The organism is Actinomadura macra NBRC 14102 (assembly GCF_001552215.1).
Taxonomy (GTDB): Bacteria; Actinomycetota; Actinomycetes; order Streptosporangiales; family Streptosporangiaceae; genus Spirillospora; species Spirillospora macra.
Map to the genome: position 1 here is coordinate 43522 of NZ_BCQT01000025.1, position 13102 is coordinate 56623.

Genomic DNA, 13102 nt, shown 5'->3' on the forward strand with positions numbered 1-13102 from the left:
GAACCCCGGCGTACGAGCGGACCGAGAACGGGCGGCGGGATCGTGCCGGACACCCCGGAACGGCCTGTGGGGAAGGCGTTGCTAGAGTTCGGCCTAGCACGCCCCACCGGACCTTTGAAGAGGGAAGACGAACGCATGTCGACTGGCAGCCACGCAGGGCGCCCCAAGTCCTGGATCGCCGTGGCCATCATCTTCATCGGTTTCGCCATCGGCGGCGTCGGCCTCGTCATGGGGCCGGACTGGATCGTCTTCGGCGCGGGCGCCGCGGTGACGGTGATCGGTGGAATCATCGCGCTGGCCGTCGACATCATGACCGACGTCGTCGTCGACGAGCCGCGGCAGTAGCGGTGTTCGGCCGCCCGCCCATCGAGGAGCGCATCGCCGCGCGGCAGCGGGAGCGGGGGCCGCTCAAGCCCGGCACCGTCTTTCCCCACGGCCCCGCCAAGATGCTGTTCTTCTTCGGGTTCGGCGTGGTGGTCGTCACCCACCTCATCGCGCTGTCGATGTACTTCTTCGTCCCGGGCCCCTGAACCCCACCTCCTGAAACGCCACCTCCGGCGCGGCCCCAGACCCGGCAGCCGAGGCTCTGCCCTGTCAGGTGCGAACGGGACGAGGAGCACGTACGGTCGAGGGGAGGTGGCCGCCCGCGTCGCTTTCGGCCCCGATCCCGAGGTGGTGGGATGACCCTGCGATTCGGCATCGAGGAAGAGTATTTCGTCGTCGATCCCGCCTCACGCGTGGTCGTTCCCCGCGCCGCGGCCGTCGTCCGCGCGGCGGGCCCGGCGCTCGGCGAGCGGGCCTCCACGGAGCTGGTCGACTTCCTCGCCGAGGCCAAGACCGCGCCGTGCGATGATCTGGACAAGCTGGAGGAGCAGATCCGGTCGATGCGTGCGGCGATGGCGGCGTCCGCGGCGGCCGAGGGCGTGCGCCTCGCCGCGACCGGGACGCCCGTGCTGGGCGATCTCGTCCCCGCGCCCATCAGCCGCGGTGCCCGGTACGCCGAGAGCCTCGCGAAGTACCGGGGCCTGGACGACGAGCAGAGCATCTGTTCATGCCACGTCCACGTCGAGATGCCCGACCGGGAGCGCGCCGTCCAGGTCAGCAACCATCTGCGGCCCTGGCTGCCGACGCTGCTGGCCCTCGCCGCCAACTCGCCATACTGGGCGGGCCGCGACACCGGCCACGCCTGCTGGCGGATGATGACGTGGGCGCGCTGGCCGGTGGCCGGCCCACCGCCGTTCTTCGAGTCCTACGCCCACTACGAGGAACTGATCGGGACGCTCCTCGGCTGCGGGGCGCTGATGGACACCGGCACGATCTTCTGGGACGTCCGGCCGTCCGCGCGGCTGCCGACCGTCGAGGTCCGGCTGGCCGACGTCTCTCCGACCGCCGCCGACGCGACGGTGTTCGCCGCGCTCATCCGGGCGCTGGTGCAGGTCTCGGCCACCGCCGCGGAGGCGGGCGAGCGGGCGCCCGACCCGTCCCAGGAGCTGCTGCGCGCCGGGTACTGGCTGGCGGCGCGCGACGGCCTGTCCGGGATGGGCATGGACGTGTGCACCGGCCGGCCCGCACCGTTCCGCGAGCAGGCCGGCGACCTGCTCGCCCACGTCACGCCCGCGCTGCGCGACAGCGGCGACCTGGATCGCGTCACCGACGGCATGCGGCGGCTGATGACCGGCGGGACGGGCGCGGAGCGGCAGCGCGCCGCCTACCGCAGGCGGGGCCGGCTCACCGACGTCGTGGACGCCTGCATCCTCCGCGACACCGCCGCCTCGAACTGACACCCGGATCCGGACGTCTCGCCCCACCCCCGGCCTGCGCGTTTCCATCGACGCGACCGGGGTACCCGACCAGCGAGAACGGCGTTCACCCGACCCGCCGGGGACATGGCGCGGGGGCGGTATCGCGCCGACCGCCAGCGGCGCGTACGCTCGATCAGATGCACGTCAAGGCTGTCCGAACGGAGTGACGGCGCGATGAAAGTCCAGCCCGGCCCCCCGGGCCCGCCGCTCGCCGGCCCGTTCGCCCACCCCGCGCTGCTGTACCAGGGCGAGGAGGAGTACCTCGCCGGCACCCTCCCCTTCATCCACGAGGGTCGCGATGCCGGTGAGCCGATCGCCGTGGCCGTTCCCCGTCCCCGTCTGGGGGCGCTGCGCGACGCGCTCGGCGACGCGGCCAGGGACGTCTCCTGGCTGGACATGTCCGAGGCCGGGCGCAACCCCGGCAGGATCATCCCCGGTGTGCTGCGCGCGTTCGCCGACCGGCACTCCGCCGGCCGCGTCCGGATCATCGGCGAGCCGATCTGGCCGGGCCGGTCGGCGGCCGAGTACCCGGCCTGCGCCCAGCACGAGGCACTGATCAACCTTGCGTTCGAGGGCCGCGGGGTGTCGATCCTGTGCCCCTATGACGTGGCCGGGCTCGACCCGGTCGCCATCGCCGACGCCCATGCCACCCACCCCGTCGTCATCGACCGGGACGGCGAGCGGGCGAGCGGCGACTACGCGCCTCACCGGGTCATCAGCGACTACAACCGGCCCTTGCCCGAGCCCGCGGAGGCGTTTCGGCTGGGCTTCGACCTGAACCGGCTCCCCCGGGTACGCGACTTCGCCTGCCAGTGGGCGGGGCGCCTCGGCCTGAGGCCGAACCGGGTGGGCGACCTGGAGATCGCCGTGAACGAGCTGGCCGCGAACTCGTGCCTGCACGGCGGCGGGTCCGGCACGGTGCGGATCTGGGCCGAGGACGGGCAGGTCGTCTGCGAGGTCCGGGACGCCGGGACGATCACCGACCCGCTCGCCGGACGCCGCCCGGTGGCGATGAGCCCGCACGGCGGGCGCGGCATCCTGCTGGTCAATCATCTCGCCGACCTCGTCCGGGTGCACACCGGCGATGGCGGTACCGTCATCCGGATCTACATGCGGCTCTGATCAGCGTGCGATTCCGCGCACTCTCAGGGATCCAGCGCGCGGCCGATCCCCGCGAGGGCCTCGGTGAGCAGCCCGTCCCGCCCGGTGGCGGCGGCGTACTCGGCGAGCGTCGCGCTGAGGAACACCGCCAGAGTGCGCGCGACGCGCTCGCTCCGGGCCGGTACCGGCCCGTATTCCGCCAGGAACACCGCCCGGGCGTCGCCGGTGAAACCGGCGTAGGCGAGCGACAGGTCCACGCCCGGGTCGGCGAGGCACACGTCACCCCAGTCGATCACGCCGGCGGCCCGGCCGTCCGGGCGGAGCAGCAGGTGCCGGACATGCAGGTCCCCGTGGCACACCACGGGCACGCCGCCGGCCGCATCCCCCCTCCCTGCCTCGGCCAGGAGTCCGGTGACTGCGGCATCGGTTCGCCAAAGGCCCTGGGCAGCCAGGTTCCGGAGCCGTTCGAGCGCCATCGAGGCCCGCTTCGCCACATCGGCCCGGCCCAGCGGGTCGTTCGGAAGATGGGGGCCGGCCTCCTCCGCGAGCGCCGGGTCGTGCAGGGCACGGAGGAACGCGCCGGTCTCGGCGGCGACGCGCACGCGCCGCGCGTCCGGTGGTCTCACCTCCGCGAGCTCTCGGCCCGCGATCATCCGCCCGCCCCAGAACGGCCAGGGGAACACGGCCGAGGGCCGGCCGACATAGTGCGGCACGGGGACCGGCAACGGCAGCCGCGGTGCCAGGACGGGCAGAGCGGCGATCTCCCGTTCGACCCCCGGGACGGCGATCTCCCGGCGCGGGAACCGGAAGGCCCATGCGCCGTCCACGAGGAACACCGTGTTGTCCCAGCCGGCGGCGAGGCGCTCCACGGGCGCACCCCGCAGGTCCGGGAACGCCTCGTCCAGCAGTCGCGCCACCGTCTCCGGCGTGATCTCACGTTCGGGGGCCCACTCCGGTGTCCCGTCCGGCCGTGGCGTCATGATGGCCAACGCTACCCGCGCCCCGGAACCGGCACAGGTGAGCGCCCCGCCGCCGCGCCCGCGCCACCCCATCCATTAGCAAAAGCAACTGCTTTTCCGCAAAATTCGGTAGTATCACTACTGTGACGATGAACGTGGAGCGACTCCGCGCCCTGCATTCGGTCTCGGTGCACGGGTCGGTCGCGGCCGCTGCCGAGGCCCTGCACGTGACTCCGTCCGGGGTATCGCAGCAGCTCACCAAGCTTGAGCGGGAGACCGGCCACCGCCTGCTCGAACCCCACGGCCGGGGCGTGCGGCTGACCCGGGCGGGGCACGTCCTCGCCGAGCACGCGGCACGGATCCTTGCGCAGCTGTCGGCCGCCAAGGCGGCCCTCGACGGGCTGCGCGAGGACGTCGTCGGCCCCGTCCGGCTGGGCTCGTTCGCGACCGCCGGGCGCTCCCTCCTGCCCGCGGCGCTGGCCGTGCTGCACGAGCGGCACCCGGGTCTGTCCCCGACGCTGCGCGAGGGAGAGGTGGACGTCCTGCTGCCCGCGGTCGTCCAGGGTGACCTGGATGTCGCGGTGATCGAGAGCTGGGACACCCTGCCGACTCCGTTGCCCGCCTCCGTGTCGCACCTCCCGCTCTCGTCCGACGCCGTGGACGTGGCGCTGCCGGCCGGGCATCCGCTCGCCCGGCGGCGCTCGGTCGACCTGGCCGGGCTGGGCGGGATGCGGTGGGCGGCGTGGACGGCGGGCGGCACCTGCGAGCGGCAGCTCGTCCAGACGCTGCGCGGGCACGATGTGGACCCGGTCATCGCCTGCAACACCGCCGACTACCCCACCCAGCTGGCGTTCGTGGCCGCCGGCCTCACCGCCGCGCTGATTCCCCGCCTCGGCCGCGACCCCGTCCCGGACGGCGTGCGGCTCGTCGCGACCCGGCCGGTCATCCGGCAGACGGTCCACGCGGTGTGGCATGACGGCGCGTCCCGCCCCGCCGTGGAGGCGTGTGTGGAGGTGTTGCGGTCGGTCGCCGAGCGGCTGTCGGACGAGGCGCCCACGTCCTGACCGCCGGCCGGTCCGGATGCGGTCGCGAGGCCCGAACGCCGACGGCGCCGTGGCGGTGATCAGGACGGGGCTGAGTGGGATGCCCTGGTAGGCGGCGGACATGCCGAGTCTTGACCCGTGCAACACGTGTAAGGGACACGGCGCGGGAATGATCCGGGTCGCCCGGTCTCTCCCGATCGATGTGGGGAACGATGCGAATCTCAGCTCGCGCGCACCAGCTGCCCGTCCGGCTCACCGTGGGCGCGTTCGTCCTGAACTCGGGGCTGTCGAAGCTCAGGAGCGAGGAGGAGGGGGCCGAGGGTACGCACGGCATGGCCACGACCGCCTACCCGTTCCTGGGGTCACTGGACCCGCAGGAGTTCACCCGCAAGCTCGGTATGGCCGAGGTGGCGCTCGGTGCCGCGCTGCTCGTCCCGATCGTCCCGTCGCTGCTGGCGGGCGCGGCCCTCACGGCCTTCGCGGGCGGCCTGACGGGCCTGTACCTGCGGACGCCGGGGATGCGGGAGGAGGGCGGGCTGCGCCCCACGCAGCAGGGCATCCCGCTCGCCAAGGACTCTTGGCTCGTCGGGATCGGCGCGTCACTCGTCCTTGAGGAGCTCGGGCGGGCCCGCGCGGAGCGGCACGCGTTCCACGCGCGGCTGATCCCGGACTGACGGCCGCCACCGGTCCTTGACGGGCGGGCCGCCGCTCGGTGAGGATCAGCGCGTCCCTCAGGAGGCCGCGCCATGACGTCGTCCGAGTCTCAGCCTTCCCCCGTGATCCGCGTCGCGGCCGACGCCGACGTGGCGGCCATGGCGGCCGTCCTCGGGCGGGCGTTCGACGACGACCCGGTGTGGCGGTGGATACTTCCGGGCGGCCCGTCCCGCTCGCGGCGGCTGGCGAACCTGTTCGGCCTCGCGATGCGGCGCGTCCACATGCCGCTCGGCGCCAGCGAGGCGACCGGACGGGACACCGCGGTCGAGGCGGCCGCGCTCTGGGACCCGCCCGGTCACTGGCACGTCTCGACGGGGCGCCAGATGAGGCTGCTGGTGCCGCTGCTGGGCGTCCTCGGGACGAGGGTGCCCGCCGCGCTGCGCGCGCTCGGCGCGATCGAGAAGCACCACCCCCACGAGCCGCACTGGTACCTGTCAATGCTCGGGACGGACCCACCCGCGCAGGGGAACGGGCTCGGCGGGGCGCTGCTGCGGTCACGGCTGGACCGCTGTGACGCCGAGGGGGTGCCCGCCTACTTGGAATCGTCCAAGGAGAGGAACGTTCCGTACTACGAACGTTTCGGATTCCGGGTGACGCGCGAGCTCACGCTGCCCGGCAGGGGAGGCCCGCCGGTGTGGCTCATGTGGCGCGAGCCCGGAAAGGACGGATGATTCCGACAAGCGCGGGGCATCCCGGTTAAGTCGCTGTCACGTCCGGAAGCGGTCAGTTCGCGGAATCGCCTGCGCGGCGGCGTAGCTGCTCCGCGGTGACGGCGCTCCCGCTGCGTGCCTGCTGTCCGTCACGCTCACTCCCGCAGCCGGTCGATCACCATCAAACGCCGATGACCTGATACGGCCAGAGGGGCGCCCACTTTCGGATGGGCCGCCGGTCGGCCCCTCCAAGACCCCATTTCCGCCGCCTACCGTCGGAGACGAGCCACCGCCCCGCTCCCGTTTGGTGAAGGCGACAGGTGAAGTGTCATGACGGCGACCCGGCCCCCCGCGAGGCGCGGATGCGCGTACCGGCCCTGAGCGTCCCGCCGGAGGCGGAGCTGGCCGGGCGGGAACCGCTGCTCTTGCACCGGCCGGGTCCAGCACGCGTGCACGACTATTTCCTCGGTGGCAAGGACAACTACGCCGCCGACCGCCGGCTCGCGCAACGCGTCCTGCGGGTACTGCCACAGTCGGCGGCGGCGGCCCGCGACGGCCGCGCCTTCCTCGCCCGCACCGTCCGGCTGCTGGCCGGGCGCGGTATCCGGCAGTTCGTCGACCTGGGTTGCGGGCTGCCCACCGCCGACAACCTGCATCAGATGGCCGCCCGGCACGCCTCGGGCACCCGCGTCATCTATGTCGACAACGACCCGCTGGTCATGGCGCATGCCCGCGCACTGCTGATCGACGACGGCAACATCGCCGCCCTGCGCGGGGACCTTCGCGACCCGACCGCGATCATCGAGAGCCCTGAGTGGCGCCGGCTGATCGACCCCCGGGAGCCGGTGGGGTTGGTGTTCTCGTCCGTCCTGCACTTCCTCCACGACCCGTACGGCCCTGTCGCGGCGCTGGGTGCGGTCGCCCCGCCCGGCAGCGCGTTGGTCGTCTCACACGCCACCGCCGACTTCGATCCGGGGATCGGCGAGGCGGCGCGGCTCTACGGCGAGGCGAGCCTCGTGCCCCTGCTCCCCCGCCGCGCCGCCGACGTCGAGCGTCTCTTCGGCCCGTTCACGCCGCTCAGCCCCGGCATCGCCCCGGTCGCCCGGTGGCGTCCGGACGCTCCATCCCCGCCTTCCGGCCCTCCCTTGACCTACGGCGGCGTAGGCATCCGCGGGAATCCCCTCGGTTAAGGCCCTGGCAGGGGCGGGCGCTGGGCGGCTTCAGCCGTCGTGCGAGCTCGCCACCGGACCGGTGATCGTCTCTCGGCGCCTGCGGTGTGCGGCGACACGCTCGCGGGACGCGCAGGTGGCCGAGCAGAAGCGGCGCGGCGCGCCGGTGCCCGTTCCGAGGAACAGCCGCGTGCAGCCGGACGCGGCGCATTCGCCCCACGCGGGCCGTCCGGACTCGCTGAACACCTGGGCGAGGGCCAGCGCGCTGGACGCGGTGAACCACTCCGCCCAGGACGCGTCGTCGCCGCGGTCGACGTGCAAGTGCCAGGAGTGGCCGTCGTGACGGGACAGTCGAGGGCGGGCGCCGCACTCGGCCAGCAGGTCGTTGACCGCCAGCGCGGCGCGGTCGGGGTCGGTCTCGGTGAGGACGCCGGTGAGCCGGACGACGGCGCCGCGCAACGCCTCGGCGTCGTCCTCCGTCAGGGCCTCACCGGTCACGTCCGCCGGGGTCTCGCCGTGCCGGACGAGCATCCCCGCGAGCGCCGCCCTCGGCAGTTCCGGATCGTCACGGACGGCGTTGGCCAACTCGACCAGCCGCAGCGCCGGCCGGAATCCCTCTCCGGTCTCTCCCATGCCACCTCCCTTTCCTCGTACTGTAACGTCTTTTTGATAAAACCCGTTACTTGGGGGAGGTCGGTTGCTCCGGGTCTATCTCGCCACCGCGTTCCTCGCCCGGTTGGCCGAAGAGGGCATGGCGGTGGCTGTGGTGCTCCTGGCGGTCGAGCGCACGGGCTCGCCCGCGCAGGGCGCCTTCGCGTTGACCGCGTGGATGGCGCCGCACGTTGTGTCCGCGCCGCTGGTGGGCGGGTTCGCGGCGCGGGTGCGCCGGCCCCGGATCTTCTACATGGTGGCTCTCTGCGGTTATGCCGTGTCGATGGCGGTCGTGGCCCTGCTGCTCGGCCGGGCCCCCGCGCTGCTCGTCCTGCTCGCCGCCGCGATCGGGGGCGCCTGCGGGCCGGTCGTCTCAGGTGGGCTGTCGAGCCTGGTCGCCGGCCTGGTCCCGGAGGGCCCCGGCCGCGCCCGCGCGTACGCCCTGGACGCGACGTCCTACAGCGCCGCCTCCGTCGCGGGCCCGGCCGTGGTCAGCGTGCTCGCCGGGACCGTCTCCGCCGCCGCGTCCGCGCTCGTCCTCGCCGCAGCCCCGGCCGCCGCCGCGTGCCTGGCCGCCGCGCTGCCCCTCGTGCGGACGTCCACTGTGCGGACGCCGGCGAACCTGCGCGGCGGCCTGTCCGCGGGGCTCGCCGCGGTGCGGCGCACCCGCGAGCTGCGCGCCATCACGGCCGCCACCTGCCTGGCGTTCGTGGGCGTCGGCGGGCTCACCACGACCGCCGCCCTGCTCGCCGAGACGCGGGGGCACCACGACGGCGGCGGCGTCCTGATGACCGCGTTCGCGCTCGGGGCCCTGGCCGGGTCGCTCGCCGTCGCCCGGCTCGGGCCGCGGATGCCCGCGGAGCGGATGGCCGGCCTCAGCCTGCCCGCGACCGGGGCGGCCCTGGCGGTGGCGGCGCTCGTCCCCTCCTTCACCCTCTGCACTATGGCGTTCGTCACAGTGGGCCTGCTGGATGCTCCCCTCCTCACCGCCACGCTCCGCCTCCGCGCCGACCACGCGCCGCCCGGGACGCGGCCGCAGGTCTTCACCATCGGCGCCGGTCTGAAGATCACCGCCGCGGCGGCCGGGGCGGCGCTCGCGGGCGCCATGGCGGGGCTCGCGGCACCCGTCCTGCTCCTTGCCATCGCCGCGCTGCACGGCGCCGCGGGGATCCTGTACCCGGTGCTGCGGCGCCCGTCGCCGCGGAGGCGCGGCTCCTCGCAGCCCCCCGTGCCTCCTTCGCAGGCCACCCGCCGGCCCGGTCGCGTTCAGTGAGTGTTCAGGTCGTGAACTGTGAACCTGGAGCCCGGGCCCCTAGGGTGTCCCGGATGCCGACGAACACCCTGACCCCGTCCAGAACCGAGATCGGCGCTCCTCCGGCGAAGGCTCCCCGGATGGGGTGGCTCGACGCCCTCCGCGGCCTCGCCGCGCTGGTGGTGGTCTTCGAGCATTCCTTGGACGTGCTGCTGCCCGAGGTCCGCAGGACGGCGAGCCCCTGGTTCGACTTCGGGCGGTACGGGGTGTTCGTGTTCTTCCTCGTCAGCGGCTACGTGGTGCCGTTCTCGCTGGAGCGCCGCGGGAACGTGCGGGAGTTCTGGATCGGCCGGTTCTTCCGCCTGTACCCGGCGTGGATCGTCTCCGTCGGCCTCGCCCTGCTGCTCGGCGCCACCGGGATCTCGTGGGGTCTGCCGGCCGCGCTCGGCGAACGGCCCTGGGCGTCCGCGCTGGCGCACCTGACGATGCTGCAGGACCTGCTCGGTGTTCCCAACGTGGTGAGCGTGCTCTGGACCCTGTCCTACGAGATGGTGTTCTACCTGCTCGTGACGGCGATGTTCCTCGCCGGTGTCCATCGCGCCAGCGCTCGTGTCGCGCTCGGCTTCGGCGTGGCGGCCGCGATGCTCGGGGTGGCGTTGCCGAGCGGGCTGCTCGCCTCCCGCTGGCCCGGCGGCACGACGTTCGTCGCCGCGCTCGTCCTCGCCGCCGGACTCGCGGCCCTGGTCAGCCGGCGGAGGTCGGTCCGCCGCGCCGGGATCGCCGTCGCGCTGGTCCTGGCGTTGACCCTCCTGATCCTCGACAGCCGCATCGGCGGCGTCGAAAGCCTGTGCATCATCGCCACGATGTTCGCCGGGACGGCCATCCGCGGTATCCAGGACGGGCGGCTGCGCGCCTGGCCGGCCGCCGCGATGGTCGCGCTCGTCCCCGTGCTGTCCCTGCTGGCCGGCCTGCGCCCGCCCGCCACCTGGGCAGCGCAGGCCAACGTGCAGTCCCTCGGTCTGGACTGGTCGATCGCCGTCGCCGCCGCGTGGCTGACCTTCCTCGCCGGCCTGGCCCTGCGGCACCGCGCCATGCCCCGCGCCCTGGTGTGGCTCGGGTTGGTCAGCTACTCCGTCTACCTGCTGCATCCGCTGGTCGTCCAGGCCATCTGGCGCGCGGCCGGGGACCCGAGCGGCCAGCCCGCCATCGAACGCCTCGCCTGGGGCGGCGTCCTCGTCTCGGGCGTGCTGGTCGCGGCGGGCCTGGCCCACCACTACGTGGAGATGCCCGCGCAGCGCCTGGGCCGCCGCCTGTCCCGCGTCAGGTGAGCCGCCCGAGGGCGCCGCGGAGCCGGCGCAGGTCCCGCATGCGCTGCTCGTAGGTGGCGCCGGCCAGCAGGGTGAGCAGGCCGAGACAGGCGATGGGGATCCAGCCGGGGATGCTGCCGAGGGCGTCAGCCGCGTATGGGGCGAGCCAGCGGGCGGCGTCCAGGACGAGGACGGCGCCGCCGAGGACGAGCGGGGCCTGCAGGCGGGTGCGGGCACCGGCGAGGGTGATCGCGAGCGCGGCCACGGCGAGGATCAACGGGCGCGGCCCGGAGACGTCCGCCCAGGCGGCGAGGAGGCTCGGGACGAGCGTGGACGCGATTGCCGGGCCCAACGCCGTCCAGGAGGAGCGGGCGGCCCCCCGGGCCCGCCGGACCAGGCCGAGTGCGAGCAGCGCCGCCGAGACCGGCGCCGTGTAGACCTCCGGCACGGTGACCTCGGACGCGCCGAGCCGGACCCACCATGCGGCGAGCAGCAGTGCGGACGCCGCCCAGCCGGCCGGACGGCGGTCCGGACGCACCGCCACCGCGGCGGCCAGCACCCCGGTCACGGCGAGGGCGACGCTGAGCGGCGCGGCATGCCCCGCCGTCATCGCGATGCCCGCGGCGGCGACCGGCCACGGGGCGGTCTCGGCCGCCGGGGCGACGCTTGCCTTCAGCACCGGCGACACGGCGAGGACGCCGCAGCCGGCGGCGGCGAGGACGGCGAACGCGGCATGGTGGGCGGGCTGCCCGGCCGCGAGCGGGAGCGCGGCGGCGAGGCCACCGAAAGCGAGCACCGCGACTGCGGCCGCGCTGTCGCGCAGGACGGGGAAGGCCGCCGCGCAGACGATGGCGACGAGCGTCAGGGCGCCGAGGGCGGCGATCGTGGTGTCCTCGGTCGCGAGCGAGGAGGCGGCGGCCCACAGGGCCGCGGCGACCGCCGAGGCGCCGGCGACGATGCGGGCGGGCGGGTCGAGCGCGGCCCAGACGGCGAGCGCGGCGGCGGACGCGACGGCCGCCGCGAGCGCCACCGGGTGGGGCAGGTCCGCGGTGGCCGCCGTGGTGAGGACGACAAGGAGGGCGGCGGGCGGCGCCGCCGCGCGAAGACCGGTCACGGCGAGGGCGGCCGCCACGAGGGCGAGCACGGCCGGCGTGGCGGGCAACACCCAGTCCATGAGGTCGGGCGAGCCCACTCCGGTCCAGGGGGCGTCCACGTAGCGCCCGGGGAACAGCGCGACCACGACGGTACCCGGCAGAATCCACGCGGCGGACGCCGCCAGGGTGATCGCCGCGCCTGCCCGGGTGCCGTGCCGCAGCCTCGCCGGCAGCAACCACGCGGCGGAGGCGACGCTCACGGCGGACAGCGCGCAGCCCGCCGCCGTCCAACGCAGGGGCAGGGGCAGGAGGCTGGCGAACGCCGCCGAGGCGGCCAGCCCGGCGGCCACGGCGAGGACGCGGTGCACCCGGAACGCCCAGGCGAGCGCGACCGCGGCGGCCGCGAGCAGGAGGGCTCCTCCGGCGGGCGCGACCGGGGCGGACTCGACGGCCAGCCCGAACGCCAGCGCCGTCCCGGCCGTGCCTGCGAGCAGGCCCGTCACGGTCGCGGCCTTCGGGTCCAGCCGCCGGGCGCCCAGGTCGGCGAGGCTCAGCAGGAGGAGGGTCAGCGCCATCGCCTCAGGCGTGGCGCCCGCCGCGATGGCGCCGAGGGGCAGCGGCAGTTGGGCCAGCACGACCGCCGTCGGGCGGGTCAGGCGCAACGAGGAGATCCGGTCGTAGACGGCCCAGACCATGGTGACCGCCAAGGACGCCACCGCCGCGTACCAGCGTCCGTCGACCTCGTCCAAGCCGAACAGGCCGTTGACGTACGCGGCGTAGGACTGCAGGCCGATCAGCAGGAGCCCGATGAACGCGAGGGTCTCGGCGGTGGCGGCCAGGGAGCGCCTTGCCAGGGTCCACGCGGCGCTCAGCGCGGCGCCCGTCAGCAGGAGCAGGACGAGCGCCCGTGGGACGGCCCCAAGCGTGCTCCAGCTGAGGAGCGTGAACACGATGGCGGCGACGCCGAGCAGGGCCCCGCCGACCCCGAGCAGCGTGTTGCGCACCGTGGAGCGGGAGGCGTCCGCCTCTGTGGCCAGGGCGGGCTCGGGCACCGGAGGCCATTCCGCCGGGCGGGGCGGCCGCGCGGCGTACAGGAGCGCCAGCAGTTCGCGGCGCCGCCGTCCCAGCCGGGCGAGGTGTGCGTCCACGGCCCACAGCTCCGCCGCCGCGGGCCCCGCCAGGCACAGCCCGCACACCGGGCAGGACGCGTGGTGGGGCGAGGACGGTCCGGCCGGCACCTGTCCGGGTGGGGGCAGTGGAGTCCGGCAGCCGGGGCACGTGATACGCATAACGGCAGAATGTCGCCGATGTCCTGCCCACCGAATCCGTAGAGGTACTCAGATCCGCCCCGAGTAGCCAG

General features: G+C 74.6%; 13 protein-coding genes. 10 read left to right on the top strand and 3 right to left on the bottom strand.

Annotation, left to right across the window (positions count from 1 at the left end; genetic code table 11):
- Positions 1-135: 135 nt before the first annotated feature.
- From AMA02S_RS34815 to AMA02S_RS34830, 4 genes are all read left to right on the top strand, one after another.
- Complete coding sequence (locus AMA02S_RS34815) at positions 136-345, top strand: HGxxPAAW family protein (protein WP_067467552.1); 210 nt, start codon at positions 136-138, stop codon at positions 343-345.
- A 2-nt stretch (positions 346-347) separates the two neighbouring features.
- Positions 348-530, top strand: coding sequence for a hypothetical protein (locus AMA02S_RS34820; RefSeq protein WP_067467554.1), 183 nt, complete (start codon positions 348-350; stop codon positions 528-530).
- A 150-nt stretch (positions 531-680) separates the two neighbouring features.
- Positions 681-1781 carry a carboxylate-amine ligase gene (locus tag AMA02S_RS34825; protein WP_067467557.1) on the top strand — a complete coding sequence of 367 codons (1101 nt, stop codon included), beginning with the start codon at positions 681-683 and terminating at the stop codon, positions 1779-1781.
- Between the two features lie 195 nt (positions 1782-1976).
- Positions 1977-2924 (top strand): sensor histidine kinase, encoded by a 948-nt coding sequence (locus AMA02S_RS34830; RefSeq protein ID WP_067467559.1) that lies wholly within the window; start codon positions 1977-1979, stop codon positions 2922-2924.
- A gap of 23 nt (positions 2925-2947) precedes the next feature.
- Here the strand turns inward: AMA02S_RS34830 and AMA02S_RS34835 are convergent, their stop codons facing one another.
- Positions 2948-3883, bottom strand: a complete 936-nt coding sequence (locus AMA02S_RS34835) for a phosphotransferase (RefSeq protein WP_067467687.1) — start codon at positions 3881-3883, stop codon at positions 2948-2950.
- Positions 3884-4011: 128 nt separating this feature from the next.
- Here AMA02S_RS34835 and AMA02S_RS34840 point away from each other — a divergent pair, with 128 nt between their 5' ends.
- The 4 genes from AMA02S_RS34840 (at position 4012) to AMA02S_RS34855 (ending at position 7459) form a co-directional block, all read left to right on the top strand.
- A complete protein-coding gene (locus AMA02S_RS34840) occupies positions 4012-4926 on the top strand; it encodes a LysR family transcriptional regulator (RefSeq protein WP_067467562.1) in 915 nt (304 codons plus the stop codon).
- A 191-nt stretch (positions 4927-5117) separates the two neighbouring features.
- Positions 5118-5579 (top strand): hypothetical protein, encoded by a 462-nt coding sequence (locus AMA02S_RS34845; RefSeq protein WP_067467690.1) that lies wholly within the window; start codon positions 5118-5120, stop codon positions 5577-5579.
- Positions 5580-5681: 102 nt separating this feature from the next.
- Entirely contained in the window at positions 5682-6290 is a 609-nt protein-coding gene (locus AMA02S_RS34850; RefSeq protein WP_218005228.1) for a GNAT family N-acetyltransferase, read from the top strand.
- Positions 6291-6589: 299 nt separating this feature from the next.
- Entirely contained in the window at positions 6590-7459 is an 870-nt protein-coding gene (locus tag AMA02S_RS34855; protein ID WP_157431033.1) for an SAM-dependent methyltransferase, read from the top strand.
- Between the two features lie 30 nt (positions 7460-7489).
- On the opposite strand, the gene AMA02S_RS34860 is transcribed toward AMA02S_RS34855, so the two are convergent.
- Entirely contained in the window at positions 7490-8071 is a 582-nt protein-coding gene (locus AMA02S_RS34860) for a CGNR zinc finger domain-containing protein (RefSeq protein ID WP_067467569.1), read from the bottom strand.
- Positions 8072-8135: 64 nt separating this feature from the next.
- On the opposite strand from AMA02S_RS34860, the gene AMA02S_RS34865 reads away from it, so the two are divergent.
- Positions 8136-9362: an MFS transporter gene (locus AMA02S_RS34865; protein ID WP_067467573.1), complete on the top strand. Its 1227-nt coding sequence runs from the start codon at positions 8136-8138 to the stop codon at positions 9360-9362.
- 53 nt (positions 9363-9415) lie between these two features.
- Entirely contained in the window at positions 9416-10669 is a 1254-nt protein-coding gene (locus AMA02S_RS34870) for an acyltransferase family protein (RefSeq protein WP_084265926.1), read from the top strand.
- Here AMA02S_RS34870 and AMA02S_RS34875 read toward each other — a convergent pair.
- Positions 10662-13031 carry an SCO7613 C-terminal domain-containing membrane protein gene (locus AMA02S_RS34875; RefSeq protein ID WP_157431034.1) on the bottom strand — a complete coding sequence of 790 codons (2370 nt, stop codon included), beginning with the start codon at positions 13029-13031 and terminating at the stop codon, positions 10662-10664. The two genes, AMA02S_RS34870 and AMA02S_RS34875, sit on opposite strands and share 8 nt — an antisense overlap.
- Between the last annotated feature and the right edge of the window lie 71 nt (positions 13032-13102).

What these genes read in the sequence shown, in the direction of transcription:
- AMA02S_RS34860 (WP_067467569.1), bottom strand. Translation starts at nt 8,071, where the DNA reads ATGGGAGAGACCGGAGAGGGATTCCGGCCGGCGCTGCGGCTGGTCGAG.
- AMA02S_RS34830 (WP_067467559.1), top strand. Translation starts at nt 1,977, where the DNA reads ATGAAAGTCCAGCCCGGCCCCCCGGGCCCGCCGCTCGCCGGCCCGTTC.
- AMA02S_RS34840 (WP_067467562.1), top strand. Translation starts at nt 4,012, where the DNA reads ATGAACGTGGAGCGACTCCGCGCCCTGCATTCGGTCTCGGTGCACGGG.
- AMA02S_RS34870 (WP_084265926.1), top strand. Translation starts at nt 9,416, where the DNA reads ATGCCGACGAACACCCTGACCCCGTCCAGAACCGAGATCGGCGCTCCT.
- AMA02S_RS34845 (WP_067467690.1), top strand. Translation starts at nt 5,118, where the DNA reads ATGCGAATCTCAGCTCGCGCGCACCAGCTGCCCGTCCGGCTCACCGTG.
- AMA02S_RS34815 (WP_067467552.1), top strand. Translation starts at nt 136, where the DNA reads ATGTCGACTGGCAGCCACGCAGGGCGCCCCAAGTCCTGGATCGCCGTG.
- AMA02S_RS34835 (WP_067467687.1), bottom strand. Translation starts at nt 3,883, where the DNA reads ATGACGCCACGGCCGGACGGGACACCGGAGTGGGCCCCCGAACGTGAG.
- AMA02S_RS34875 (WP_157431034.1), bottom strand. Translation starts at nt 13,031, where the DNA reads ATGCGTATCACGTGCCCCGGCTGCCGGACTCCACTGCCCCCACCCGGA.
- AMA02S_RS34825 (WP_067467557.1), top strand. Translation starts at nt 681, where the DNA reads ATGACCCTGCGATTCGGCATCGAGGAAGAGTATTTCGTCGTCGATCCC.